The sequence below is a fragment of the Streptomyces clavuligerus genome (assembly GCF_005519465.1).
Lineage (GTDB): Bacteria > Actinomycetota > Actinomycetes > Streptomycetales > Streptomycetaceae > Streptomyces > Streptomyces clavuligerus.
Genome location: NZ_CP027858.1, coordinates 3,865,926 through 3,892,201 on the forward strand (window position 1 = coordinate 3,865,926; position 26,276 = coordinate 3,892,201).

Genomic DNA, 26,276 nt, shown 5'->3' on the forward strand with positions numbered 1-26,276 from the left:
GCGGCCCTTGGGGCGGGCGTCGTCGCGAAGAACGCTGCTGGTGCTGCCGGTGTGTCTCATGACGCTGCTGACGGGCTGCTCCGAGGGGGACGGCGGGGCGCCGAAGGGAAGATCCGGTGACGACGGGCCGCCGCCCGCTCCCGTGTCCGCGAATTCCCTCGCCGCCGAGCGGCTGATCCCCGAGCGGGGTGTCTACTTCGGCATCAGCACGCTGCGGACGCCCTTCGCCCCGGAGGAGACCGACCTCGTCGCCGAGAAGGCGGGGGTACGGCCCAACCTCCTGGAGTACTTCGTCAAGTGGAACGAGGAGTACCGGCCACAGGCCGTGGACGCCGCGTACGAGCAGACCGCCGTACCCCTGCTGACCTGGGAACCCTGGGCCTCCAAGGAGGCGGGCACCGAGCAGCCCGAGTACGCGCTGGCCCGGATCACCGAGGGGCGGCACGACCCGTACATCAGGAGGTTCGCCGAGGACATACGCGTCCACGGCCGTCCGCTGATCCTGCGGTTCGCCCATGAGATGAACAGCACCTGGTTCCCCTGGGCCGAGGGGCGCAACGGGAATCGCCCGGGGGAGTACGTCAGGGCCTGGCGGCATGTCCATGATGTCTTCACCGAGGCCGGGGCCGACAATGTCGTCTGGCACTGGAGTCCGAACATACTGCGCACGGTGGAGGAGGTCCGGCTGCGTCCGCTCTACCCCGGTGACCAGTACGTCGACCTCGTCGGGGTCACCGGCTACCGCCGCCACGAGAAGACCGCGGGAGCGGTCCTCGACCCGGCGCTGAACGAGATCCGGCGGATCACCCGGCGGCCGATCCTCATCGCGGAGACCGGGGCGAAGCCGGGCGTGGAGAAGGCCGGCTGGATAGCGGATTTCTTCCGGTGGCTGGACCGCAATCCGGACGTCGTCGGGTTTGTGTGGTTCGAGCGCGACACCGTGCAGGGGGGCAAGCAGGACTGGCGCTTCGCCGAGACTCCGGGCACCCAGCGGGCCTTCCGGGGCGGGCTGGAGTGGGTCGAGCTGGCACGGGTGCCCGACGGCGAGCCGATCCGGGTGGGGGACTCGGACCTGGGGGAGTCCGACCGCGAGCGGTCCGGCCTGGGCCGTTCCACGTGATCCGCCGCCCCTGCCCTTGAGACCCCGCCCCTGGGACCTCGGCCCTGCCCCGCCCCGCGACTGCGGTGTTCCCCGGCCCGGCGAGGCGGCGAGGCTCCGCTATTCCGGCGAGGGGCCCCGCGGCGAGGGGTTCCGCGGTGCGACACCGTCCTCGGACGGGTCTCCTCCGGACGGGTCTCCTCCGGAGGGGCCTCCACCGTCCCCGGATGAATGGGCCGGGGACGAGCGGGTCGGCGACGACACCAGGTCCACCGTCCCGATGCCCTCCCGGAACGCCTCCGTCGTCAGCGGATCGGCGGTGAACCGCCAGTCCGAGTGGCCGCCCTCCGCCTTGTCCCGTTCGAACCAGATGAACCCGGCGATGTCCGGGGACGCGTTCAGCCAGCGGAAGAAGTCGGTGGTCCACCGGTGCTTGTGGGCGCTCGGCTGGGCCCCCGTCTCGGTGATGAAGAGCGGCTGGTCGGTGAAGCTCCGCAGCTCCTTCAGCGTGGGCTCGAAGACCGCCGCCGCCTTCTTCTCCTTCACGGCGTAGCCGACGACGCCGACCCAGTCGACGTACTCCTTGCCCGGATAGAGCTGCTTGAGCGAGATGTCCGGGACCGGCCGCAGGATATTGGGGCTCCAGAGCCAGATGACATTGTCGGCCCCGGCCCGCTGGAAGATCGTGTGCACATGGCGCCAGACCTGCTGGTACTCCCCGAGCCTGTTCCCGTTGTACTGCTCGGACCAGGGGTACCACTCGCCGTTCATCTCATGCGCGAAGCGGATCGCCAGCGGCCAGTCGTGCGCGGCGACATCCCGGGCGAAGCGCTCGATGTACGCGTCGTGCTTCCCCGCGAGGATGGTGCTCAGCCGGTAGTCGGGCTGGTCGATGCCGAGTTCCTTGCCCGCCCAGGGCTCCCAGGAGAGCACGGGCAGCATCCCCTGCCGGTACGAGGCGTCGATGGCCTGCGGGTCGAACTCCTTGGTCCAGTTCACGAAGTACTCGACCATGGTGGGCCGGGTCCCGGCCGCGTCGGACACCCGGGTGATCTCCTCCTTGGACCACGGCGCCTCATAGGTGCTGACCCCGAAGTGGCGTCCCTCGGGCTTCAGCAGATCGGCGCGGCCGGGTATCGGCGAGGAGCCCGAGCCGGGTATCAGCCGGTCGGCCAGGCTTCTGTCCTCCTGCCGGCCGAACGCGGTGAAGGTGGGGCTGGAGTTGGACTGCACCAGCAGATAGACGCCGTAGCAGAGCCCGGCGAGCAGCACCATGTTGAACGCCATCCACAGCCGCAGCCGGACGCCGGTGCCCCGGTTCCACCAGTGCAGCCGTTTCCCCCCGGCAGACCTGTCACCGGACACTCATCATCACCGACCCGAACAGCATGGCTCCGCCCAGAAAGTAGGGAACGACGACCAGGGGACTGCGCGCGCGCTCACCGGCGAAGCTGTCGGCGCGGGTGCCCCAGCTCGCGTTGTGCGCCATACGGAAGAAGCCGAGCAGCCGTACCGGCAGCAGCAGCAGTGTGTTGATCAGCATGAAGACCGGCAGATAGAACATGTCCCGGGGGCGGTAGGCGAAGTGTCTGCCGAAGCGCACCGCCATGGAGATCAGCGACATCACGGCGGCGAGGGCCAGGATGAAGAGGAGCGCGTGCCAGCCGGTCTCGGGCAGCGGCAGCTCGTTGTAGATGCCGGGGCGGCTGCGTTCGAAGGCGGCCAGGCCCCAGGAGGCGAAGGTGCCGAGCAGGACGAACGGGACCAGGATGTCCGCCAGATAGAAGAGCCAGAGGACCTTGGCGTGGCGCAGCATCCACCAGAACATCCGCAGGGTGTTGTACTGCGAGCCGCGCGCCCAGCGGTACTGCTGTCTCGCCAGCTTCCCCAGCTCCAGCGGGGCGTCCGTGTACACCAGTGAGCTGGACTGGTAGACGGTCCTGTATCCGGCCCTGAGCGTGTAGTTGGTCAGCGTCCGGTCGTCGCTGACCTCCAGGAAGACCCCGAGGAACCGCTCGCTCAGGAAGTCCTCCATGCAGTCGTCGAGGATCTGCTTCCGGAACGCGATGGTCCGCCCGGGCAGACAGCCGACGGTGCCCATGACGCTCATGGCGGGCAGCGAGTACTGGCAGCGTACGGATTCCAGCCAGTCGGCCCAGCGGGTGAGCACGGAGCGGCCCGGCTCCAGTATGCGCTGGCGGGTGGTGACTCCGCCGACCTTCGCGTCCTTGAACGGTTTGACCAGCTCGCTCAGGGTGTTCCTGGTCCAGACGGTGTCGGAGTCGACCAGGACGGCTATCTCACCGGTGGCGTGGCCGAGTCCGACCCGCAGGGCGTTCCGCTTGCCGGGGGTCTCGGTCCATATCCACATCACGTCGAGATCGGAGCAGATCCGCTCCAGATCGGGGTTTCTGCGGCCGTTGACGACGACGATGATCTCGGTCGGCTGCTGCTGGATGATCCGTTGGAGCACCGCCCGGAAGAGGTCCTCCGGTTCGTCCACCACCGGGATGATCACGGAGGTGGTCGTGGTGTGCGGCTGGGTCCAGGGCCGGTACCGCCGGGCCAGCAGGATGCGCAGTACCCACAGGCCCCAGATCATGGTCATGAAGACGGCGAACGGGTAAACGGTTCCCTGGATCCACCATTCCCTGATCTCAAGCAGAAACGCGAGCATGGGCCATTCCCGGAGCCGGCGATCCGGCACAGGGCGCGACCGCACGTGTCCATATGTGTGAGTGCATCGACGAGCTGGGGTGCGACGGGCCGGTGGGGCTGAGGCTGTCGCTGTGGGGTGGGCAGCACGGACACGTTAGCCGGGCAACCGGGTGACAAAGCATTAAAAACCACTCATGCCACACAGTCGTCGCGGCAGAGAGTCGAAAGTGTTCCGTAATCGATGCGGAACAGAAACCCCCTTGAGCGTCCGGGTGCGCTCGCCCCTCCGGTCTCCCTCCCCGCCGCCGGGAAGCCGCCCACCCCCTGAGGGCGCCGCCCGGGTGGAGGAAACCCTCGTCGCCGACGTCCGCGGCGGGGCCGGGCCGATGCCCCGGCGCTCCCCCTGCTCACCTCCGGCGCGGTGGCCGGCAGGGGGCGGAGGGCCTTCCCGGCGGGGAGCGCCGAGCCGATCCGGCGCGGTCTCTCCACGGAGGACGGGGCCGGGCCGCGGGGGCTGTTCGGGGACCGGGCGCCGTGGTCCTGGCCCGGGGACCGGCCGCAGTGTCCCGGGTCCGGGGACCGGCCGACGCGTCCCAAGCGCGAGTACGGACCGCCGCGTTCGGGGGCCGTCGTGCGTCCGGAAGCCGCGGCGTGCCGTGCCCCGGCCGCCGGAGCACGTTCATCCGGTCTCCTCCCCCGCATACGCGTACTGGTTCGACTGGACGAGGTACATCCGGCGGAACGCCCCGCCCCGGGGCCGCATCAGCTCCTCGAACGAGCCGTGCTCGATCACCCGGCCCTCCTCCATCACATAGATCTCGTCGGCGTGCCGGACGCTGTGCAGCCGGTGGGTGATCAGGACGACGGTCTGCCCCTCGGCCGCGAGCGACCTGATCTGGTCGAAGACCCGCTGCTCCGCCTCGGCGTCCAGGGCGCTGGTGGGCTCGTCCACCACCAGGATCCGCGCGTCCCGGTGGCGGGCGCGGGCGATGCCGAGCCGCTGCCACTGCCCGCCGGAGATCTGGTGCCCGCCCTTGTACCCGCGGGCGAGCAGGGTGTCCCAGCCGCGCGGGAGCGAGCCGATCGTCCGGTCCGCCCCCGCGTACTCGGCCGCCGCGTCGAGGCAGTCGTCGTCGTACGGGGCCTCCGGGCGTCCGATCGCCACATTGATCCGGGCGGTGAACGGCCAGCGGTAGAAGTCCTGTGCCACGACGGCGATCCGGTCGAACAGCTCCGCGCGGTCCGCCCGGGCCGCGTCCACCCCGTCCCACATGATCCGGCCCGAGTCGGGTGCGTACAGACCGCAGAGCAGCTTGGCGAGTGTGGACTTGCCGCTGCCGTTGTTGCCGACGAGGGCGACGATACGGCCGGTGGGGATGGTGACGTCGACCTCGTCGAGCGCGGGCTTGCCGTCCTCGCCCGGGTAGGTGAAGGAGACCTTCTCGAAGCGGATGGCCCCGACTTCGCGGGGCAGCGCCTGGCCCGTCGGCGGGATCAGCCGCCGGTCCGCCTCCTGGCAGAGCCGTTCCAGGTCGGCGACGAACAGGCTCTCCTCGTAGAGGTAGTTGAGCTGGACGACCAGCGCCTCCAGATTGGTGGAGCCGGTCCGGATGGCGATCACGGCCGTGCCCGCCACGGCGAGGTCCATCGCGCCCGTCCACAGCAGCAGCCCGAGCGTCCCGTACGCGGCGGCCGTGGCGAGCCCCGTCCAACCGGAAGCGATCAGTCCGGTGCGGGCGGCGAGCCGGGCCAGCCGGGTCTGCTCCTTCTCGCCGGTCTCCGCCATGGTCCGGAAGTGCCGCAGCAGGAACGGGCCGATGTTGTGCACCCGCACCTCGGGCGCCGCCTGCGCGTCGGTGAGCAGCCGCCCGAGCAACTGGCTGGCCCGGGCGTGCTGGACCCAGATATGGAACGAGACATACCGGCGGCGGGCGATCGTCAGCGAACTCCAGGCGCTGGGCAGGGTCATCAGCACCAGCAGCGGCAGCAGCGCCGGATGCAGAACGGTCAGCACTCCGGCCGCCGCGATCAGCGAGATCCCCGCCGTGACCACCGAGGTGCAGTACTTGATCATGCGACGGGCGGACTCCGCGCCCCACTGGGCCGAGTCGAGCAGCTTGTGGAACTCCTCGTCCTCCACCGCCGTCAGCTCGACCCGGGCCACCCGGCCCAGGTACTCCTCGGTCGCCACCCGGAAGACCTTGGGCTCCAGCCTGCCTGTGCCGGCGGTGGAAGCGGACCGGAGCAGCGCCCCGACCAGGGCGGTGAGCGCGACCGCGAGGAGGGCGGGCAGGGCCGCGGTGAGCCGCTCGCTGGTGGCGCCGGGCGCCAGTACCTGGACGAGGACCTGATTGACCGCCACCAGACCGACCGCCTGGGCGACACCGCCGCCGAACTCGGCGCTCGCGACCTGGCGCAGGGCGCGCGGGTCGGCGCGATGGGCCAGCCGGACGGTGGAGGCGATCAGCCGGGGCATCCGAGCGATCATGGTGCGCAGGCCGAGTTCGAGGAACGAGCCGGTGTGCTGGTCCCAGCCCGCGTCGTAGCGGAGCGGCCCGCCGAACAGCAACTGCTCCGACTCCGAGACCTCGGCGGCGCCCTCGGGGGACCGAGCGGCGCCCTGGGGGTCCCCGGTGTCCCTCGTGGCTCCGGCGTCCCCGCCGTCCGTGCCCGGCCTCCCGTCCTGCCCGTCCGTGCCCGGCCCTGTCTCCCGTTCACCCGTATCCGGCTCCGCGTTCCGGCCGTCCGCACCCGGCTCCGCGGCCCGGCCGCCCGTATCCGCGGGACGGCCGTCCTGCTCCGCCGCCGTGGGACGGCCGCCGTTCGCCGCGGCGGCTCGCGGCTCCCCGGGGCCCGTGCCGTCGGACCGGCCGTCTGCGTCTGTGCCCGGGGCCGCCGCCGCGGCGCCGTTACCCCCGGGCACGGGCTCCGCCGGGGCCGGTTTCTCCGGGTTGTCCGTCTGTTCCGTCCGCTGTGTCATACAACCCCGTCTCGGTGTCCCTGGCGCTTGGCTCAAGGCCAACGCGGCCGATCACCGTCGCGTCACGGTCAATGCCTCAATGGAGGGGAAGGCCCGGGTGGCCGGTGGCACTCGGGGCACTCGGGCCCGGAGGTCACGCTCCCCCGCTGCGCGGGTCGTACCTCCGTTCCCCGGTCGCCGCCGGTATCGCGGCGACGCCCGGGTCCCACGACCCGTTCGACCGCCTTCCGCCTCTGCCGCTCCCGGCCGCCGCCGCCCACGGCGTCGTCACCGGCGCGGCCGATGCCGCCACCGCCGTCACTTCGCGTCCGCGTAGCACTCCACCACCGCCGTCGTCATGGGAAACCGCACCGGAGTCCTGCCGAAGGCCACCTCGCCGGCGGTCTCGCCCGCCTGCCGTACGGCCTCCACCACCGCGTCGGCCTCGTCGGCCGGGCAGTGCACGATCACCTCGTCGTGCTGGAAGAAGACCAGCTCCGCCCGCATCCCCACGAGGGCCTGCCGCACCGCCGCGAGCAGCAGCAGCGCCCAGTCGGCGGCGCTGCCCTGCACGACGAAGTTCCGGGTGAAACGGCCCCGGGCGCGCGCGTCGGACGAGGCGTAGCCGGGGGTGAAGCCGGTGGCGGGGCCAGCCCCGGCGGCGGGGTCGCCCGCCGGGTCCGGGGCCTCCTGGGGGATGCCCGCCTCGTCGTCCCCGTCCCGCCCGACGGCGCGCGGACTGGTCCGCCCCAGCCAGGTGCGGACGAGCCGGCCCTCCTCGCCCGCGCGGGCCGCCTCGTCCACATACGCCACGGCGGCCGGGAACCGGCGCCGCAGCGCCGCCAGGTTCTTCAGCCCGTCGCCGGAGGTCTGGCCGTAGACCGCGCCGAGCAGCGCCAGCTTGGCCTGCTCGCGGTCGCCGGAGAAGGCGCGGTCGGACAGCCGGGTGTAGAGGTCGTCCTCGTGGGCCGCCACCTCCATCAGCCCGGGGTCGCGGGAGACGGCCGCGAGCACCCGGGGCTCCATCTGGTCGACGTCCGCGACCACCAGCCGCCAGCCCGCGTCCGCCACCACCGCGCGCCGGATCACCTTCGGGATCTGGAGGGCGCCGCCGCCCAGGGTGGTCCAGCGGCCCGAGACCGCGCCGCCGGGCTGATAGGCGGGGCGGAACCGGCCGTCCCTGACCCAGTCCTGGAGCCAGCCCCAGCCGTGCGCGACCCAGATGCGGTAAAGCTTCTTGTACTCCAGCAGCGGGGGCACCGCCGGGTGGTCGATCCCCTCCAGCTCCCAGCGGCGGGTGGACCGCAGCCGCACACCCGCCCGCGCGAACGCCTTGAGCACATCGGCGGACAGCTCGGGCCGCACCCGCCGCCCGAAGGCCGCCGACACCTCGTCCGCCAGCTCCGCGAGCCGCCGCGGCTCGCCCCCGCCCGCGTACCGCTCGCCCAGCAGCCCGTCCAGGACCTGCCGGTGGACGTCCGCGCGCCAGGGCAGCCCGGCGCGGTGCATCTCGGCGGCCACCAGCATGCCCGCCGACTCGGCCGCCGTCAGCAGCCGCATCCTTCCGGGGTGCGCGGTGGCGTCGTGGCGGCGCTGCTGCTCCGCGTACACCTCCAGCAGGGACTCCAGGGAGAGCGGCGCGGGCTGCGGCTCGAAGAGGGAGGACTGCGCCCCGGGCTCGGCCGTGCGCGGTGGCGGATCGGGCGGCACGGGGCCGCCGCGCAGCCGGGCCAGGGCCGCGGCGGCCGAACGGGGTTCCCCGAGCCGCCCCTCGTGGCCCAGCAGCAACTGCTCGGCGGCCTCGATGTCGTAGCACCGCTCGACGCGGACACCGGCTTCCAGCAGCCGGGGGAAGACCTCCGGCGTGGACCGCCAGATCCAGCGTGCCGCGGCGGGTCGCTCGCGGACCGCCGTGACCAGGTCGGGTGCCTCCACCACGGGGCCGGAGGGCAGCCCGCGGGGGCCGAGGGGGACGAGCCGTGCCCCGCCGCCCTCCGCCGCCGCCAGGGCCCACCGAGCCCCTGTTTCGCTCATGGGTTCGATTCTGGCAGCAGGGTCTGACAATGCCCCGGGACGGCGCGGCTCCCTCACCCGAACGGGCCGTTCCGGCGTCCTCGCCGCGCCGCGGGGCGGCGAGCCGCCAGGGCCCAGGGCCGGACCCGGGCCCAGGGGCTTCAGGGCTCAGGGCTCAGGGCTCAGCCGAGGGTGCGGACCACCCGGGCCGGGTTGCCCACGGCCAGCACTCCGGCGGGCAGATCCCTGGTCACCACCGTCCCCGCGCCGACGACGGTGTTCTCCCCGATCGTCACTCCGGGGCAGACGATCACCCCGCCGCCCAGCCAGACGTTGTCCCCGATGGTGATCGGCAGGCCCTTCTCCCAGCCCGCCCGGCGGCGCTCGGTGTCCAGTTCATGGGTCGCGGTGAGGAGCTGGACGTTCGGCCCGATCTGGACGTCGGAGCCGATGGTGATCGGGGCGACGTCCAGGAAGACCCCGTTGACGTTCACGAAGGTGCGGTCCCCGATGGAGACATAGGTGCCGAAGTCGCAGTGGAAGGGCGGCCGGATTCTGACGTCCTTCCCCACCGAGCCCAGCAGCTCGGCCAGGATCGCGGGGCGGTCGCCGAGGGCGGCCCCGCCGTTCGCGTTGTACGCCGCGCAGAGCGCGATGCGGCGCTCGATGTCGGCGGTCAGGTCGGGGTCGTCGGAGATGTACCAGTCCCCCGCCAGCATGCGGTTCTTCTGCTCGCCCACGGTGGGCCTCGTCTCTCTCGGGTGCGGGCGGGGTCATCCGTACCCGGATGTCCGCGGCGTCACCCCAGCGCCCGGGCGAGCAGCGCGGCCGTCTTCGCGATCAGCGGCGGGTCCGACGGCGCCGTGGGCTCCCGCTTGGTGGTGAGGACGGCCAGCGCGACGGGGGTGCCGTCGGGCTTCCAGGCGATGCCCGCGTCGTTGTTGGTGCCGTGCTCGCCCGCGCCCGTCTTGTCGCCGAGCCGCCAGTCCCCGGGCAGCCCGGCGCGGAACCGGTCCCCACTGGTGGTGTTGGCGAGCAGCCACTCCGTCAGCCGCCGCCGGTCCGGCCGGTCGAGCACGGGGCCGAGAACCAGCCGGGTGTAGGTGCGTCCGATGGCGCGCGGACTGGTGGTGTCCTCGGCGCGCCACGGCTCGGCGGAGTTCAGCGCCGGTTCCCAGCGGTCGAGACGTGTCACCCGGTCGCCGACGGAACGGCAGAAACGGGTCACGGCGGACGGTCCGCCCAGCTCGCGCAGGAGGAGGTTGGCGGCCGAGTTGTCGCTGCGGCAGACGGCGGCGCCGCACAGCTCGGACACGGTCATCCCGGTGCTCAGCCGGCCCGGTGTGACGGGGGAGTGCTCCACCAGGTCGGCCTGGGTGTAGCGGATGCGCCGGGCCAGGAACGCGCCGTCCCGGTCGAGATCCCTCAGTACGGCGGCCACCGCGATCGTCTTGAAGAGGGAGCACATGGGGAAGCGCTCGTCCGCGCGGTGGAGGACGCTCCGTCCGGTGGCCAGATTCAGACCGTAGACCCCGAGGCGGGCGGAGTGCTCCAGCTCCAGCGCGCGGAGCCGGGCGTGGACGAGGGCGGCGGGGGGTCCGGCGAGGTCGGCGGGGGCCGGAGGGCGCGCGGCGCGCGCGGGCGCGGTTCCGGTGAGGGCGAACGCGGCGGTCAGCGCGGTCCCCGCGCCGACGGTGAGCAGGGAACGCCGGTTGGGGTGCGAGGGCAGGGGCGAGTGGGTCATCTGACATCCCGGGGGCTGTAGTGATCACTCGGCACCATATGGCTCTTTGGGTGCTTTCTGGTGCTTATGCTCCACCTTCTGGTGGACGCTCCGGCGTTGACGGGAACCGGCGGCGGGGCGCGTGGCGTCCTCGCGGGCGTGCCGGTGGGGCCCGGGGGACGCCACGGGGGCGCGGTGGCGTTTCCCTGTCCACAGGCTGTGGACGGAGCGTTCCGGACGGGCGGCGGGTGCGCGCGGCCGAGCGGTGGGGTGGCCGGGCGGCCGGGGCGGCTGTCAGTGGGGCCTGCGATGATCGGGGGAGTGAGGAGGTGCCCCTGATGACGACCGTGGACGACGCGCTCGCCGCCGCGCTGTACACCGACGACGACGCCGCGCTCGACCGGGGCGCCTCGCTGCTCGCCGCCGCCCCCGACGCGGACACGGAGCTGGCCCGCCGGGGCGAGGAGCTGATCCGCCGCGCCTGGGAGCGGGGCTGGCAGCCCGCCGACCTGGCCCGCCTGGCGCGACGGGACCTCGCCCCGCACCACATACCGCTGCTCACGGAGCTGGTCCTCGCCGAGTGCGGGAGATACGGCACGCTGCCGCCGCGCTGGGCCGTGCAGCTCGACGCCCTCGACGTCCTCGGGGGGCGGGGCGGCCCCGGCGGCGCGGGCGCGCGGGGCGGGAGGACGGACCGGTTCTCGTACGCCACCGCCGTGCTGGAGCTGTACCGGGTGCTCGTCCGACTGCCGGCGCTGGAAGCGGTGGGACCGGTTCCCGGGACGCCGTTCGTCGCGGCGGCGGGGCTGGAGCCCCGGATGCTCGCGCGCGTCCGGGCCCTGCTCGCGAAGGCCGAGGCGACGACCTTCCCCGAGGAGGCTGAGGCGCTCACCGCGAAGGCCCAGGAACTGATGGCCCGGTACGCCCTCGACGAGGCCGCCCTCCCGGAGCACCGGGCCGAGACCCCGGCGGCCCGCCGGATCGGGGTCGACGCGCCCTACGAGACCGCGAAGGCGATCCTGCTCGACGCGACGGCCTCCGCGAACCGCTGCCGTGCGGTGTGGAACAGCGAGCTGGGGTGCTCCACGGTCGTCGGTTTCGAGAGCGACCTGGAGGCGGTCGAGCTGCTGTACACCTCGCTGCTCGTCCAGGGCACGACGGCCATGACCCGCGCGGAGGCCGCGCAGCGGGCGGGCGGCCGTAAGCGGACCAAGACGTTCCGTCAGTCTTTTCTGCTCTCCTACGCCACCCGCCTCGGCGAACGCCTCGCCCGCGCCACCGCCGCCGTGCCCGCGCCGCCGGATCTGCTGCCCGTTCTCGCGACCCGTGAGGTCGCCGTCTCCGCCCATGTCGACGAGTTGTTCCCCCACACCAGCGCCACCCGGGTGCGCGGCGCCACCGATGCCTCCGGGTGGTCCGAAGGGCGCGCGGCGGCGGACGCGGCGCGGGTGCATGATGGGGGCGGTTCTTCGCGGCGGGGGTTGCGGGGCGGGGGCACATTCAGCCCCTCCGGTGATTGAGGAGCGGGGGTTCGGGGGCTGGCTCCCGACGACGGGGCCGCGCCTGGGGGGTGGGCCAGGGGTCCGTCGGCTTGCGCGTGAGGTTTTCCGTGGGGTGCGGGGTCCGTCCTCAATCGCCGGACGGGCTTGGTGTGCTCGGGTCGGTCGTCGGGTGCGGGGTGTGGGGGCCTCCGGGCTCGACTCCTCAGGGCCGGCAGACCCAAGGGACGACGTCCAGGCGCGGGCGGTTCTCCGCCGGTCCCTTCCGGGGACGACCCTGCACCCCCCACCACGGGCAGACGGCCCACTCGGTGCGGGAAGTGGGCACAGTGCCGTCCGGTGGGAGGCGGACGGCCTCGGGTCCCGCCCAGGGGACGACCCCCTGCACTCCCCACCACGGGGCCGGGCCGTCTCGGCGCGGGAAGCGGGCACACTCCCGTCCGGTGGGAGGGAGAAAATACCCCCGCGAAACACCCCCTGGGGGTGCCCCCCCTCTGAGGGAGTTTGAGGCGCGGGGGCTCGGGGTCGGTGGGCCCGGCTTGGTTAAAAATGCGCAAAACCGTGCAATCCCGGCGCTACCCTCAGCCCATGACCTGGCTCCGGGCGCTGAAGGAGACCGCCCGCGCGGGGCTCACCGTCGAGCGGCGGCGGTTGGAGCCGCTGGTGGCGTTGCGTGGGGCCGCAGGGCTGGCGGTCGTCGTCGGTGGAGCGCTCGCGCTGTTCGGGCCCGTGGTCGCGGTCAGCTCCGCGTTCGGGGCCTTTCAGGCGGCCATCGCCACCTATCAGCGCACCTGGCGGCCCCGGCCGCTGCTCGCGCTCGCCTCGGGCACCAGCCTCGCGGTCTCCACGTTCGTCGGCTATCTGGCGGCCGGCAGCCTTCCGCTCTTCGTTCTCGTGCTCGCGGCGTGGACCTTCGCCTCCGGGCTCGCCTGGGCCCTCGGCCCCACCGTCGGCGTCATCGCCGCCTCCAACGTGGCGATCATGCTCGTGACCGTCACCCTCCCGACCTCCGTCGCCACCGCCGCCGGACACGCCGCCGTGATCGCCGTCGGCGGCGGGGTGCAGGCGCTGCTCGTCCTGCTGTTCCCGGTGCGCCGCTGGGGCGCACAGCGGGACGCGCTCGCCGACGCGCTCGCGGCGGAGGCGGACTACGCGCGCAGGCTGCGGCACGATCCGACCGCGCCGTTCGACCCGGAGCCGCTGATGGTCGCGCGGAGCGCCGCCGCCGTCACCCCCTGGCAGGCCCGGCACCGGCCGGCGGAGCTGCACGGCGCCCGGGGGGTCGCCGAGCGCATCCGTCCGGTGCTGGCCTCGTTGGCCGATCCGGCGGTCGGCGTCCCCGAGGAGGGGCCGGAACGGGACCGCTGTCGCGAACTGCTGGGCGCCGCCGGTCAGGTGCTGGACGCGGCGGCGTACGCGATCCGGCACGGCACCCCCGTCCGCATCCCGCCCGGCGCGCTCGGCACCCTCAAGACCCCCGACACGCTGGAGCTGCTGGACGGCCCGGCCCGGAGGGCGTCGATCCGGCTCGCCGCCCTCCTCGACGACGTCGTGGAGCTGGCCCAGGGCGAACGGGGGGACGGAGGGGAACAACGGAGGGAAACGGAGGACGCTGCTCCGCACCGGGACCGGCCGCCGCTCCACCGGCTCGTCCCCGGCGCGCTCCGCCGGGTGCGGAAGGAACTGCGCCACGGCTCCCCGGTGCTGCGCCACGCCGTCCGGGCCTCGTCCGTCGTCTGCGCGGGCTATCTCCTCGGCGCCGCGCTGCCTCTCGGCCACGGCTACTGGGCGCCGATGACATCCGTCATGGTGATGCGGCCGGACTTCTCCCAGACGTACGCCCGTTCCGTCGCCCGCTTCGGCGGCACACTCGTCGGGGTGGGGGTCGCCACCGCCGTGGTGCAGACCGCGCACCCCGATGTCCTGCTCTCCGGCGCCCTCGCCGTCCTCTGTGCCTTCGGCGTGTATCTCGTGATGCGCACCGGATACGCGGCGGTCAATGTCGGGATCTCGGCATATGTCGTCTTCCTGCTCGGCATGGCGGGCCAGGAGGCCGGGCAGACCGTGCCCGAACGCGTGCTGCTCACCCTGCTCGGCGGAGTGCTCGCGATGGTGTCGTACGCCGTGTACCCCGCCTGGGAGACGCCCCGCCTCCGGCACCGGCTCGCCGACTGGCTGAAAGCGGACGGTCGATACGCGGCGGCGGTCGTCGACCACTACGCGCGCCCCGCCGACCCCGACAGCCAGGAGATCCGCTCCTCGCTGCTCGCCGCGCGCGACGCCCGGATCGCCTGGCAGGACGCGCTCGCGCGGGCCGTGCACGAACCGGTGCGCAGCCGGGGGCTGACCCGGGCGGCGACGGAGGCGGCGGAGCACGCGCTCGCGCAGTTGGGACGGAGCGCCATGCTGCTGGAGGCCCATCTCCCCGAGCACGGAGCGGTGCCGGTCCCGGCCGCGCGGGCGCTCGCGGAGGCGCTGCGGCAGGACACCGAACGCGCGGCGCGTGCGGTCCGGGAGCGGCGGACCCCGCAGTGGGACCGGGTCCGGGCGGCCCTCGCCGCGTGGGAGGCCGCCGAGCACGAGCACCCCGTGCTCGGCGGCGGGGCCGCGCTGCTGGCGGAGGCGCTGGAGGAGCTGACCGACGCCCTGGACGATGGCCGGAATTAGCCGTTGCCGTACTGCCCCCGAGCCTGCACCGCCCCCGAGCCCGCCCCGTCGCGGCGCCGTCCCGTGTCAGCCGCCCCCGCCCGGACCGCGCCGCCGCCAGAGTGCCGCCCGTCGCTACCCCGTCTTGGCCAGCCGGTCCGTCAGCCCGTTGCCCCAGTCCACCACGAGGCCCGCTGCATCGGCGGACGCGACCGTTCCCATGGTGCGTCCCGACTCGGCGGAGCACTTCATCGCCAGCATGGTCGCGCCGTGGTCGGCCACCTCGCCGTCGCAGGAGGTGCCCTGTGCCGTCAGGGTGACCGCCGTGCCGGTGACGGTGACGTTCACACTGGTCCCGGCGGTCTTCCCGGCCCAGCTCCCCTGGAGCGAGGCGGAGTCCACCTTCCCCGGCGAACCGCCGGGTGCCGACGCCGACGCGGACGGAGACTGCTTCGTACCGCCGTCGCCCTTGTCGTCGTCCCCGCCGCAGCCCGTCAGGGCGAGCGCGGCGACGGCGGCGAGTCCGGTGGCGGCCAGAGAAGTACGTATACGCACGGAACGCCCCTTGGTCGATGGTGATCGGATGATCGTTCGATCCGCCGATCGGTGGAGAGATCCGCGCCAAGCTACCAGGGTGGCCTTCTGGGGCCTGTGAGATACGCAACTCCCCTGTGTGGGAGAGAATTCGGACTATCACGCGGGGACGCGCATCCCCCGTGGGCCCAGGAGCGTCTTTCATCGGTACAGAGGGATTCGACGTGGACGCGCCGGCCCGGATGGCATCGTTCCGCGCCATGGGCGGCGGCCGGTGTCCACGGTCCCTCCGGTATCCGATACGCCACTGAACCGGCATGCGTCGACCCGGTAACGGGCTGTGCGTGTAACTGCGGCAACACCCCGCGTGCACGTGCATATGCCCGTGCTGACGCTCATGCATTGGCACGTGAATCAGAGCTATGATCCGGGACAGTTGACGAATGCATCTTGTAGCCCGGGAGCGTCCTGTGCACCACGCGTACAACGGCATGGCGGCCACCGAGCTGCGGGGGGTCGTCTGGCAGAAGAGCAAGCACAGCAACTCCCAGGGTTCCTGCGTGGAGTTCGCCAGACTGCCCGGAGGGAATGTCGCGATGCGCAACTCACGGCACCCCGAGGGGCCCGCGCTCGTCTATACGCCCGCCGAGATCGAGGCGATGCTCCTGGGCGTCAAGGACGGGGAGTTCGACCATTTGATCGCCGGGGCCTGAGCGCCGACGGCCGATGTCCGTCCGGAGCCGTACGCGGCGACGGCCGTTCCGCCGAACGACCCATAAAGAAAAAGAGGGAGCGGCGGGCCCGCCCCCCGACAGCTGGGCCCGCCGCTCCCGGCTCCGCGGAAACCGCCGCCGCGCGCTAGTTCCCGTTCTGTCCGATCCGGAACAGCGCCCAGACGACCTTGCCGTGCAGGGCTCCGGCGAGCGGGTGCCAGCCCCAGCCGTCGCTGAACGCTTCGACCAGGAACAGTCCCCGGCCCGACTCCGCGGTCCCCCTGGGGTCGGGGAACGCCCCGTCCTCCCCGCCGGGCGACTCCGGACTCGGATCGCGTACCGCGCACACCAGCCGCCCCGGCCAGCGCATCAGATGCAGCCGTACCGGGGGGTCCTGCGCCCCGTGCGGCGGCTCGCTGGGCAGGGCGTGCCGCAGTGCGTTGGTGACCAGCTCGGACACCACCAGCGCGATGTCGTCGGAGCGGTCCCCGAGGCTCCACTCGCCCAGTGTCGTCACCGTGAACTGCCGCGCCCCGCGCACCGCTTCATAGCGGGCGGGCAGGGTGCACGACGCCGAGCTGGAGATCTGTGCGGGGTCCCTGGCGGGAAGGCCCTGCCGTAACGGCGCGAGCATGGTCGATCCATTCGTTCCCATGCGAGGCACTCCCGGGGGAATCGCGGCTGTGGTGCGACTGGGCAACAACGGCACAACGTCAACAACGGGCAACAACACGGACGAGCACGCAGAAGCGGTGAGGACCATGGTTCCGAATGCGTCAGGCAGATGCAAGGGCAGATGCACGTGCACGTGCCCGCCATGTCCATCTCCATCACAGTTCTGGGTGATATCTTTCGCGGATCTCTTCCATGGCTTCCCCAAGGGCTTCCCATTTCCGTAACGGTCCGAGTACGCCCCGAAGTGATTTGGTGGCAGAATCCCGCACTTGAGGTTCAGGGGGTGCCTCAGTCTGTAGAGGGTCTGTAGAGGAACCGAACGAGACGGATGACGAGGATGGGGAGGGTTGGAGTCGTGACCGCAGCCGAGTCGTGGGCCGAGGGTCCGGGTGGGGGTTCCGTGGTGCGGCGCATCCTGTTGGGCTCGCAGCTCCGGAGACTGCGCGAGTCGCGTGGCATCACCCGGGAGGCTGCGGGCTACTCGATCCGCGCATCGGAATCAAAGATCAGCCGTATGGAGTTGGGGCGGGTGAGCTTCAAGGCGCGGGACGTGGAGGATCTGCTCACGCTCTACGGGGTGGCCGACGAGGCGGAGCGCCAGGCGCTGCTCGGCCTTGCCAAGGAGGCCAATGTCGCCGGGTGGTGGCACAGCTACAGCGACGTTCTTCCAGGCTGGTTTCAGACATATGTGGGACTGGAGGCGGCGGCCTCCCATATCCGCCTCTACGAGGTGCAGTTCGTGCACGGTCTGCTCCAGACCGAGTCGTACGCCCACGCCGTGGTCGCCCGCGGAATGCCCAACGCGCCCCGGGAGGAGATCGACCGCCGGGTCGCCCTGCGGCTCGAACGGCAGAAGCTGCTCGTCTCCGAGCGGGCCCCGCGGCTGCACGCCATTCTCGACGAGGCGGCGCTGCGCCGTCCCTATGGTGACCGCGCCGTGATGCAGGGGCAGTTGCGGCATCTCATCGAGATCTCCGAGCAGCCCAATGTCACGCTCCAGATCATGCCCTTCAGCTTTGGCGGGCATGCGGGCGAGAGCGGTGCTTTCGCGATGCTGCGCTTCCCCGAGTCGGATCTGTCGGACATCGTCTATCTGGAACAGCTCACCAGCGCGCTCTATCTCGACAAGCGCGAAGAGGTGGCCCAGTACGAGAAGGTCATGACGCGGCTGGAGGAGGACAGTCCGGACGCCGCGGAAAGCCGGGATCTTCTGCGTGGTCTTCTTCAACTTACCTAGTACGGACGTATAGTGACGTCACATCAGGCAACGCACTTTGTGAGGCTCTGACGTTCTGACGTTCTGGAGTTCTGACCTTCCGCGGGGGCCCGGGCGGCCCTGAAGGTTCCGACGGGTAAGGGAATCGGTTCATATGTCCTTGTTCACCGATCTGGCCTACCAGTACATCGATGGCGAGTGGAGGCCCGGGACCGGCTCCTGGGACATCATCGATTTCAATCCGTACGACGGAGAGAAACTGGCCTCCATAACCGTCGCCACCGCCGCCGAGGTCGATCAGGCGTACCGGGCGGCCGAGCGGGCACAGGTGGCCTGGGGCGAGACCAACCCGTACGGCCGCCGGGCGGTCTTCGAGAACGCGCTGCGGATCATCGAGGAGCGCGAGCAGGAGATCACCGAGGCCATCATCGCGGAGCTGGGCGGCACCCGCACCAAGGCCGCCTTCGAACTCCATCTGGCCAAGGAATTCCTGCGCGAGGCGATTCAGCTCGCGCTCCGTCCCGAGGGCCGGATTCTCCCGTCCCCGGTGGACGGCAAGGAGAACCGGGTCTACCGGCTGCCGGTCGGTGTCGTCGGTGTCATCAGCCCGTTCAACTTCCCCTTCCTGCTCTCCATCAAGTCGGTCGCGCCCTCGCTCGCCCTCGGCAACGGAGTCGTTCTCAAGCCGCACCAGAACACCCCCATCTGCGGTGGCGCGCTGGTGGGCAAGGTATTCGAGGACGCCGGTCTGCCGCCCGGTCTGCTGAATGTCGTCATCACCGATATCGCCGAGATCGGGGACGCGCTGATCGAGCACCCGGTGCCGAAGGCCATCTCCTTCACCGGTTCCGACAAGGTCGGTCAGCATGTCGCCACGGTCTGCGCCGCGAATTTCAAGCGCGCGATCCTGGAACTGGGCGGGAACAGCGCCCTCATCGTGCTGGACGACGCGGATATCGACTACGCGGTCGACGCCGCCGTCTTCAGCCGCTTCGTCCATCAGGGGCAGGTCTGCATGGCGGCCAACCGCGTCCTGGTGGACCGCGCGGTGGAGCGGGAGTTCACCGAGAAGTTCGTCGCCAAGGTGCGCACGCTGAGAGTGGGCGACCCGGCCGACCCGTCGACCCATATCGGCCCGCTGATCAACTCCCGGCAGGCGGACGCCGTCACGGCGCTCGTCGAGCAGACCCTGGCGGCGGGGGCCACCGCGCTGCTGCGGGGTGGTTCCGAGGGCAATCTCGTCGAGCCCTCGGTGCTCACCGGGATCGCCACCGACTCCCCCGTCCTCGGGCAGGAGATATTCGGCCCGGTGGCGCTGATCGTGCCCTTCGACGGGGAGGAGGAGGCGATCACGATCGCCAACGACACCCCCTACGGGCTGAGCGGGGCCGTCCACACCGCCGATATCGAGCGCGGGGTGCGGATCGCCAAGCGGATCAACACCGGGATGATCCACATCAATGACTCCACCGTCCACGACGAGCCGATCGTGCCCTTCGGCGGCGAGAAGCACTCCGGCAGCGGCCGGCTGAACGGCGAGTCGATGATCGAGGCGTTCACCACCCAGAAGTGGATCTCGGTCCAGCACGGCCGCTCCCGTTTTCCCTTCTGAGGCCCGCTGCACCTGCTGAAGCCTGCTGGGGCTCGCCGACGGCGGACCAGCCCTTCGGCGGCGGACCAGCCCTCGGGCGCTGCGGCGGACCGCCGCAGCGCCCGGCGCCTGAGCACCCCGGCGACCCAGGGCCCTTGCGGACAGCTCCCGTCCGCAAGGGCCCCTAGTGTGGGCGAGGTCGGCAGGGGAGGCGTCAGCCGTCCCCTGGAAGCTGCGGGCCGCCCCCTCCGGGCGGCGGGTGAAGGGTGGACATCATGGTCACGTTGGTACCGGCGGAAGCGCCCGGCGACGAGCGCGGGGCGCTGCTCGCCTTCGTGGAGGCACAGCGCGGGGGCCTGCGCCGCTCGGTCGTCGGGCTCGGCGAGGAACAGGCCGCGAGCCGCCCCACCGCCAGTGGGCTGTCGCTCTCCGGGCTGCTGAAGCATGTCGCCGAGATGGAGCTGAACTGGCTGCGGCTGGCCCAACAGCGGCCGAACGAGCGGTATGACTCCGGGCGCACCTGGGAGGAGGGGTTCCGCCTCACCGAGGACGAGTCGGTCGCGTCGGTGCTGGAGTTCTGGGACGGGGTGGTCCGGGAGACCGAGGAGTTCGTCCGCTCCCTGCCCGGCCTGGACGACACCTTCCCGCTGCCGCCCGCGCCCTGGTTCCCCGAGGACGGCCGGGTCTCGATGCGCTGGATGCTGCTCCACCTGGTCGAGGAGTACGCGCGGCACGCCGGGCACGCGGACATCATCCGGGAGTCGCTGGACGGGAGGACGGCGCTGGAACTGGTCGCCCTGGAGCGCGGCGAGGGCTGAGGCGGGGACGGTCGGCGCGGCCCCGGGGCCGCCCCGGGCCCGGACGCCGGCCGGAACCGGACGGGTCGCGGGTGCCCCGGCCCGTCCGGTTCCGTCAGCCCGGTTCCGTCAGCTCCGCCAGCCGCGCCAGGCTGTCCGCCGCCTCGGCCCGTTCCTCGTCCGTGAACCCCGCCGGGTCGATCGCCGCCGCCCGCTCCAGACGGTCCGCCGCCCCGTCCTCGCCGAGGCGCTGGGCGACATCCGCGCGCAGCACCAGCAGCCGCAGCCGCTGCACGGGGGTCGGCCCCGCCCCGGTCCCCGCTTCCGCGGCTTCCGCCGCCCGTTCGAGCGCGTGGTCGACGATTTTCGCCGCGCCGAGCAGATCCTGCTTGGAGTCCACATAGAGGTCCGCCAGATGCAGGGCCCGCGCATACGTCTCCCGCGGTACCGGCCGATGGCTTCCGTCCTCGCTGAACGGCTGACCCACCCGAATGCTGTTGCCGGTGGGGTCGGTCAGCAGAAACTGCCGCACCCCGTACGACATGTTCTTCAGTGGCCCGATCCGGGGCAGCCCCCGGGAGGGCACCTTTCCATAGGCTTTTCTCAGGCCCGCGCGGAACGTGTCGTACAGCCCGTCCACGTCGTCCGTGAGGATGTAGCAGCCGGAGTACGCCTCGGCCGGGTCGTACTCCTTGATGCCGAAGAACTGGAGCTCCACCTCGCCGCGGGAGACGACGGCGTACGCGTAGGGGCTCTTCTGGTGGAACGTCAGCTCGAAGCCGAGGGCTGTGTAGAAGTCCACCACCGGCTGGAGCAGCCGTGACTGACAGGGGAGGAGCGGGATGGTCTTCTCGGTCATGCGGTCAGGGTAGTCAAAATTGAGTAGAGTGGTCAAAGTTGATCAGTGAAGGGCTGCCGGGCGGGCCGACGGGGATCATGGAGCGGCCCGTGCGCGGAGCGCCGGGTGGGAAACGCCCGGGAAACCGGAAAAATATGAAAAGCGCGGGGAAACGCGGGGGAAGCGAGAGAAAGGGAGGCCATCGGCCGATGTCAGCGATCCGTTTGCTGGTGCTGGGCTCCGTCCGCCAGCACGGGCGGGCGCACGGTTACCAGGTCCGCAACGACCTGGAGTTCTGGGGCGCCCATGAGTGGTCCAACGCCAAGCCCGGCTCGATCTACCACGCACTCAAGCAGATGGCGAAGCAGGAGCTGCTCCACGCCCACGAGGTCGCCCCGTCCACGGCCGGCGGCCCGCCGCGCACCGAGTACGAGCTGACGGCGGCGGGGAACGAGGAGTATCTGAAGCTGCTGCGGGAGGCGCTGACCGCCTACGACCAGCGGATGGACGTCCTGTCGGCCGGGGTCGGCTTCATCGTCGACCTGCCCCGTGCGGAAGCCGTGGAGCTGCTGAGACGCCGGGTGGAGCTGATGCGGGAGTGGCGCGCCTCGGTGACCGAGTACTACACCCCCGAGGAGGGGCCCCAGTCGCTCGGACACATCGGCGAGATCATGAACCTCTGGGTGTCGTCGGCGGACTTCGGGGCCCGGTGGACCCTCGGGCTGATCGAGCGGATCGAGGGCGGCGCCTATGTGTTCGCGGGGGAGGGCGAGCGGCCCGCCCTGGTCCTCGCCGAGGGCGAGGAGAACCCGTACCGGACCGGGGAGCGCCATCCGGGAGACGCCGAGTGACACGCGCCGGGTGAACGCGTGCACGGCGGCGTCGGCGGACGACGGCCGCACACGCGGACGACAGCGGGCGGCGCCCGCATACAGGGACAGGGCCGCAGGCGTGAACGGCCGGTTCCGGCCCCGTCCGTCTCAGTGGTGGAACGACGTCGCCTTCTCCGTGTCCGTCGTCAGCGGGGACGGCTGGCGGCGCAGCTCCGGCAGCAGCCGGTGCAGATCCTCCATCAGCAGGGCGGCGAGGTCGGCCGAGAAGCCGTTGCGGCAGACCACCCGGAGCACGGAGAGGTCCTCGCGGTTCTTGGGGAAGGTGTAGGCGGGAACCAGCCAGCCGTGTTCCCGCAGCCGCCGGGAGACGTCGAAGACGTTGAAGGCGGTGACGTCCGGCGCGGTCGTCACCGCGAAGACCGGGAGCTGGTCGCCCCGGGTCAGCAGCCGGAAGTCCGGCACCGCCGCGAAGCGGTCGGCGAGCCCCCGGGCCACGTCCCGGGAGGTCTGCTGGACCGCCCGGTACCCCTCCCGGCCCAGCCGCAGGAAGGTGTAGTACTGCGCCACGACCTGCGCGCCGGGGCGGGAGAAGTTGAGGGCGAACGTCGGCATGTCGCCCCCGAGGTAGTTGACCCGGAAGACCAGCTCCTCGGGCAGCTCGGCCGCCGAGCGCCACAGCGCCCAGCCGACCCCGGGGTAGACCAGCCCGTACTTGTGGCCGGAGGTGTTGATCGAGGACACCCGGGGCAGCCGGAAGTCCCAGACCAGCTCCTCGTCGACGAAGGGCGCGACCATCGCCCCGGAGGCGCCGTCGACATGGACCGGTACATCGAGCCCGGTCCGCTCCTGGAGGGCGTCCAGGGCCGCGCAGACCTCGGCGACCGGCTCGTACGAGCCGTCGAAGGTCGAGCCGAGCACGGTGACCACGCCGATGGTGTTCTCGTCGCACAGCTCGGCCGCCGCCTGCGGATCGAGGTGGAAGCGCTCGCCCTCCATCGGCACCAGCCGGGCCTCGACCTCCCAGAAGGCGCAGAACTTCTCCCAGCAGACCTGGACATTGGCCCCCATGACCAGATTGGGCCGGGCGCTCGACGGATAGCGGTCCGGGTGCCGCTTGGCCCAGCGCCGTTTGAGGGCCATCCCGGCGAGCATGCACGCCTCGCTGGAACCGGTGGTGGAGCAGCCCACGGCCGCCGCCGGGTCGGGCGCCCGCCACAGCTCCGCGAGCATGGCCACACAGCGCCGCTCCAGCTCGGCGGTGCGCGGGTACTCATCCTTGTCGATCATGTTCTTGTCGCGGCACTCGCCCATCAGCACCCCGGCCTGCGGCTCCATCCAGGTGGTGACGAAGGTGGCCAGATTCAGCCGGGCGTTGCCGTCGAGCATCAGTTCGTCGCGGACGAGCTGGTACGCGGTCATCGGCGGCAGCGGGCCGTCGGGCAGCCGGTGGGTGGGCGGTGCCGTGGTCATGCCGCTGACCGGGTCGGCCTCCCCGTAGAAGGGGTTCAGCGACAGCCGGCGCATCTCCGCCGAGCGTCCCGCGCTGTCGTCCGCGCCCTGGTGGAGTGGCATCAGATCCCGCCGCCCTTCGCTGTACGCGTCCCTGGCGGACTCGCGCGCGCCCTCCGCGCACGGCCCGGTCCGGGCACCAGGCTGGTACGGGCGGGTGCCGCGCGCAACGCGGGGGCGGCCGTCCGCGCCGGACCGGACGGGCCATTGGTAACGTGATGAATGCCCCTTACGTCCCCCCGTTGACCGAGTGCCCCCGCGGCCCGCCGCCGGCCGCCTTCGCCGCTTCACCGAGTGAGGAGCCGCGCCCCGTGACCCCCCTTGCCCTCGGACCGGACTGGCTCGACCCGGACCGGCTGATCGGCGCCTTCGGCCTCATCGGCGTCCTGGTCATCGTCTTCGCCGAGTCCGGCCTGCTCATCGGCTTCTTCCTGCCGGGCGACTCGCTGCTCTTCACCACCGGCCTGCTGGTGGCCACCGGGACCCTGGACGGGGTGCCGCTGTGGGCCGTGTGCGCCCTGATCGTGCTCGCCGCGGTCGCCGGGGACCAGACGGGCTATCTCTTCGGCCGCAAGGTGGGCCCGGCGCTCTTCAACCGGCCCGACTCCCGCTTCTTCCGGCGCGAGAACGTGGCTGCGGCGCACAGCTTCTTCGCCACGTACGGGCGCAAGTCGCTGGTGCTCGCCCGGTTCGTCCCGGTGGTGCGGACCTTCACCCCGGTCGTCGCCGGGGTCAGCCGGATGGAGTACCGCACGTTCGTCGTCTTCAACGTGGTCGGCGGGGTGCTCTGGGGGGCGGGCGTCACCCTGCTCGGCGCGGCTCTCGGCAAGGTCCCGTTCGTCCACCGGCACATCGAGAAGATGCTGCTGCTCATCGTGGTGCTCTCGGTGCTGCCGATCGCCGTCGAACTGCTGCGGGCCCGCTCCCGGCGCGGTCGGCGGACGGCCGGGGAGGCCGTACCGGCGGGTGCGGAGCGCGTCCCGCCGTACGGGGACGCGGCGGTGGCGCCGGGGAGCACGCTGCCCTCCGGCGGCGGGACGGCGTCAGAAGCCGCGGGTCCGTTTGGCCGCGCGCCGGGGCTCGGACGGCTCCCCGGCGGACCGGACCCGGATGAACAGCCGTGAGACCTCGCTGCCCAGATTGACCCCGATCGCGATCGCCAGGGCCACCGCCGCGGCCTTGGAGAGCGAGGCGAGCCCCGTGTTCAGATCGCCGCGTGCCATCGCGAGCAGACCGAAGTACGTCGCGCTTCCCGGCAGCAGCGGACCGATCGCGGCGGTGACGTACGGCAGCGCGGAGGCGAAGCGGTAACGGGCGAGCATCTGGCCGAAGAGGCCGACGAGCCCGGCCGCCGCCGCCGTCGCCGCGACCGGGTTCACATCGGCGGTGTGCGCGAGCGCCCCGAAGACCACCCAGCCCACGCCGCCGTTCAGCGTCACCACCCAGACCGTGTGCCGCTCCTGCTGGAGCAGGACCGCGAAGCACAGCGAGAGCCCCATCGCCGCGCAGGTCTGCACCACCGGCCGCTCCACCGACAGCAGGGCCGTCTCGGGGGTGAGGCCCGCGCCCAGCGCCAGCCCCAGGGAGAGCACGCTGAGCACGCCGATGACGATGCCGACGATCAGATAGCCGACTTCGAGCAGCCGGGCGGCGGCGGTGATGTAGAAGCCGGTGAGCCCGTCCTGGACGCCCGCGACCAGGGCCCGCCCGGGGATCAGGGCGAAGAGGCCACCGGTGATCACGGCGGAGGCGCGGACGTCCAGCGGGGAGAGGGACAGCGCCACACCCATCGCCGCGGGCGGGGTGGCGGCGGCCACGAACTGGTAGAACTCCGGCAGCCCGCGCCCGGCGCACAGCCAGGCGAACCGGTCCCCGAGCATCGCGCCGACCGCGGCGGCCAGGAAGACCAGACCGTCACCGCCGACCAGCACGGACGCCGATCCGGCGAGCAGCCCGCCGGCCACGGTGAGCGCCCAGCCGGGGTACGGATGGCGGTTGCGGCGGATCTCCGCGAGCCTGCGGTACGCCTCCTCCAGGGTGAGTCCGGTGTCGGGCGAGCTGATGTCGTGGACGAGCCGGTAGACGGCGGCCAGCCGGGTGTAGTCGGTGCCCCGGCGGCGCACCGTCCGGTTGGCCGTCACCGGGTCGTCCACCAGGGACGGCTGATAGGTGATCGACAGCAGGGTGAAGGTCACCGTGGGCTCGCAGCGGTCCAGCCCGTACGAGCGGCAGATCGCGAACATCGCCGCCTCGACGTCCTCGGCGCCCTCGCCGCCCGCGAGCAGCAGTTCGCCGATGCGCAGGGTCAGGTCGAGCACCCGGGGCACGGCGGGCCCGGCCTCGTCGTGCCTCTGCACGGCCTCCGGGACGGGGCGGTCGCCCACGGGCATCCGGAGCATGGTCCGCATCCGGTCCTGCCAGGGGGCGTCCTTGGTCAGCCGGACCTTGGGCACGCCCTGGGACGGGGTGTACGCGGGCGGGGAGTACCGGGCGCTGTAGACGCTCGGCGTGGCGAAGGCGGAACCTTCCTGCTCGGGCGGCGGCTCGGGCAGCGCACCCTCCGGAACGGCGAATTCCGAGGTGGTGTGGTCCTCGTCCGGGACCTCGGGCAGGGCCACCCCGGCGGGCGGGGTGAACGCGCTCCGCGCCTCGTCGGACGGGGGTTTCGCGCCGCGTGTGTCCTCCGGTCCCGGAGGGCGCGACCCGCCCGTGCCGCCCCGTTCCTCCGGAACCTCCGGCTCCGCCACCACGTCGCTGACCTCGCTCCCTCTGATGTCGCCGGTGTCAGCCCAGTATGGGCGGGGACCTGGCGACGGACGACTCCGGAATCCTGCATTCCGAATATTGCGGAACAGGGCGGGCCGCTCGGACCCCTGGGACCTCTCGGACGCCTCGGACCCTCTCGGATCTTTCGGGCGCGAGGTCCGCGCGGGCCGGAATCCCCTGCTCCGTACTCCGGGTCCCCTACCCCGT

At 72.1% G+C, this 26,276-nt stretch carries 20 protein-coding genes; 9 read left to right on the plus strand and 11 right to left on the minus strand.

What is annotated here, in order from left to right; all coding sequences use genetic code 11:
• The first annotated feature begins 58 nt into the window (after positions 1-58).
• Entirely contained in the window at positions 59-1,120 is a 1,062-nt protein-coding gene (locus CRV15_RS16265; protein WP_230864131.1) for a glycoside hydrolase family 26 protein, read from the plus strand.
• A 99-nt stretch (positions 1,121-1,219) separates the two neighbouring features.
• Here the strand turns inward: CRV15_RS16265 and CRV15_RS16270 are convergent, their stop codons facing one another.
• From CRV15_RS16270 to bla, 6 genes are all read right to left on the minus strand, one after another.
• Complete coding sequence (locus CRV15_RS16270; protein ID WP_009996515.1) at positions 1,220-2,464, minus strand: glycoside hydrolase family 26 protein; 1,245 nt, start codon at positions 2,462-2,464, stop codon at positions 1,220-1,222.
• Complete coding sequence (locus tag CRV15_RS16275; protein WP_003953626.1) at positions 2,454-3,776, minus strand: glycosyltransferase family 2 protein; 1,323 nt, start codon at positions 3,774-3,776, stop codon at positions 2,454-2,456. Before CRV15_RS16275 ends, CRV15_RS16270 begins: the two co-directional genes overlap by 11 nt.
• Before the next feature lie 660 nt (positions 3,777-4,436).
• On the minus strand, positions 4,437-6,737 hold the full coding sequence (locus CRV15_RS16280; RefSeq protein ID WP_003960863.1) for an ATP-binding cassette domain-containing protein: 2,301 nt from the start codon (positions 6,735-6,737) through the stop codon (positions 4,437-4,439).
• A gap of 297 nt (positions 6,738-7,034) precedes the next feature.
• Positions 7,035-8,750, minus strand: coding sequence for a bifunctional 3'-5' exonuclease/DNA polymerase (locus tag CRV15_RS16285; RefSeq protein ID WP_003960861.1), 1,716 nt, complete (start codon positions 8,748-8,750; stop codon positions 7,035-7,037).
• Between the two features lie 161 nt (positions 8,751-8,911).
• Positions 8,912-9,469, minus strand: a complete 558-nt coding sequence (locus CRV15_RS16290; RefSeq protein WP_003953621.1) for a sugar O-acetyltransferase — start codon at positions 9,467-9,469, stop codon at positions 8,912-8,914.
• A gap of 59 nt (positions 9,470-9,528) precedes the next feature.
• Positions 9,529-10,473, minus strand: a complete 945-nt coding sequence (gene bla / locus CRV15_RS16295; protein ID WP_003960860.1) for a class A beta-lactamase — start codon at positions 10,471-10,473, stop codon at positions 9,529-9,531.
• A 317-nt stretch (positions 10,474-10,790) separates the two neighbouring features.
• On the opposite strand from bla, the gene CRV15_RS16300 reads away from it, so the two are divergent.
• Entirely contained in the window at positions 10,791-11,972 is a 1,182-nt protein-coding gene (locus tag CRV15_RS16300; protein ID WP_009996514.1) for a DUF2786 domain-containing protein, read from the plus strand.
• A gap of 567 nt (positions 11,973-12,539) precedes the next feature.
• The gene (locus CRV15_RS16310) at positions 12,540-14,618 is read left to right on the plus strand and encodes an FUSC family protein (RefSeq protein WP_009996513.1); all 2,079 of its coding nucleotides are present in this window, start codon (positions 12,540-12,542) and stop codon (positions 14,616-14,618) included.
• A 114-nt stretch (positions 14,619-14,732) separates the two neighbouring features.
• Here the strand turns inward: CRV15_RS16310 and CRV15_RS16315 are convergent, their stop codons facing one another.
• Positions 14,733-15,152 carry a hypothetical protein gene (locus CRV15_RS16315; RefSeq protein ID WP_003953616.1) on the minus strand — a complete coding sequence of 140 codons (420 nt, stop codon included), beginning with the start codon at positions 15,150-15,152 and terminating at the stop codon, positions 14,733-14,735.
• A 449-nt stretch (positions 15,153-15,601) separates the two neighbouring features.
• On the opposite strand from CRV15_RS16315, the gene CRV15_RS16320 reads away from it, so the two are divergent.
• Positions 15,602-15,844, plus strand: coding sequence for a DUF397 domain-containing protein (locus CRV15_RS16320; protein WP_003953614.1), 243 nt, complete (start codon positions 15,602-15,604; stop codon positions 15,842-15,844).
• A gap of 145 nt (positions 15,845-15,989) precedes the next feature.
• On the opposite strand, the gene CRV15_RS16325 is transcribed toward CRV15_RS16320, so the two are convergent.
• Positions 15,990-16,499 carry an ATP-binding protein gene (locus CRV15_RS16325; protein ID WP_003953613.1) on the minus strand — a complete coding sequence of 170 codons (510 nt, stop codon included), beginning with the start codon at positions 16,497-16,499 and terminating at the stop codon, positions 15,990-15,992.
• A 348-nt stretch (positions 16,500-16,847) separates the two neighbouring features.
• Between CRV15_RS16325 and CRV15_RS16330 the strand changes: the two genes are divergently transcribed.
• From CRV15_RS16330 to CRV15_RS16340, 3 genes are all read left to right on the plus strand, one after another.
• The gene (locus CRV15_RS16330; protein WP_003960854.1) at positions 16,848-17,756 is read left to right on the plus strand and encodes a helix-turn-helix domain-containing protein; all 909 of its coding nucleotides are present in this window, start codon (positions 16,848-16,850) and stop codon (positions 17,754-17,756) included.
• A gap of 133 nt (positions 17,757-17,889) precedes the next feature.
• Entirely contained in the window at positions 17,890-19,347 is a 1,458-nt protein-coding gene (locus tag CRV15_RS16335; protein ID WP_003953610.1) for an aldehyde dehydrogenase family protein, read from the plus strand.
• Positions 19,348-19,601: 254 nt separating this feature from the next.
• Complete coding sequence (locus tag CRV15_RS16340; RefSeq protein ID WP_003960853.1) at positions 19,602-20,144, plus strand: DinB family protein; 543 nt, start codon at positions 19,602-19,604, stop codon at positions 20,142-20,144.
• Positions 20,145-20,238: 94 nt separating this feature from the next.
• Here the strand turns inward: CRV15_RS16340 and CRV15_RS16345 are convergent, their stop codons facing one another.
• Positions 20,239-20,982 carry a bleomycin resistance protein gene (locus tag CRV15_RS16345; protein WP_003960852.1) on the minus strand — a complete coding sequence of 248 codons (744 nt, stop codon included), beginning with the start codon at positions 20,980-20,982 and terminating at the stop codon, positions 20,239-20,241.
• A 188-nt stretch (positions 20,983-21,170) separates the two neighbouring features.
• Between CRV15_RS16345 and CRV15_RS16350 the strand changes: the two genes are divergently transcribed.
• A complete protein-coding gene (locus tag CRV15_RS16350) occupies positions 21,171-21,812 on the plus strand; it encodes a PadR family transcriptional regulator (protein ID WP_003953607.1) in 642 nt (213 codons plus the stop codon).
• A gap of 129 nt (positions 21,813-21,941) precedes the next feature.
• Here CRV15_RS16350 and gad read toward each other — a convergent pair whose 3' ends face one another.
• A complete protein-coding gene (gene gad / locus CRV15_RS16355; protein WP_003953606.1) occupies positions 21,942-23,366 on the minus strand; it encodes a glutamate decarboxylase in 1,425 nt (474 codons plus the stop codon).
• A gap of 248 nt (positions 23,367-23,614) precedes the next feature.
• Between gad and CRV15_RS16360 the strand changes: the two genes are divergently transcribed.
• Positions 23,615-24,427, plus strand: a complete 813-nt coding sequence (locus tag CRV15_RS16360) for a DedA family protein (protein WP_003953605.1) — start codon at positions 23,615-23,617, stop codon at positions 24,425-24,427.
• On the opposite strand, the gene CRV15_RS16365 is transcribed toward CRV15_RS16360, so the two are convergent.
• Positions 24,347-26,053 carry a threonine/serine exporter family protein gene (locus CRV15_RS16365; protein ID WP_009996505.1) on the minus strand — a complete coding sequence of 569 codons (1,707 nt, stop codon included), beginning with the start codon at positions 26,051-26,053 and terminating at the stop codon, positions 24,347-24,349. The genes CRV15_RS16360 and CRV15_RS16365 overlap by 81 nt on opposite strands.
• Positions 26,054-26,276 lie beyond the last annotated feature (223 nt).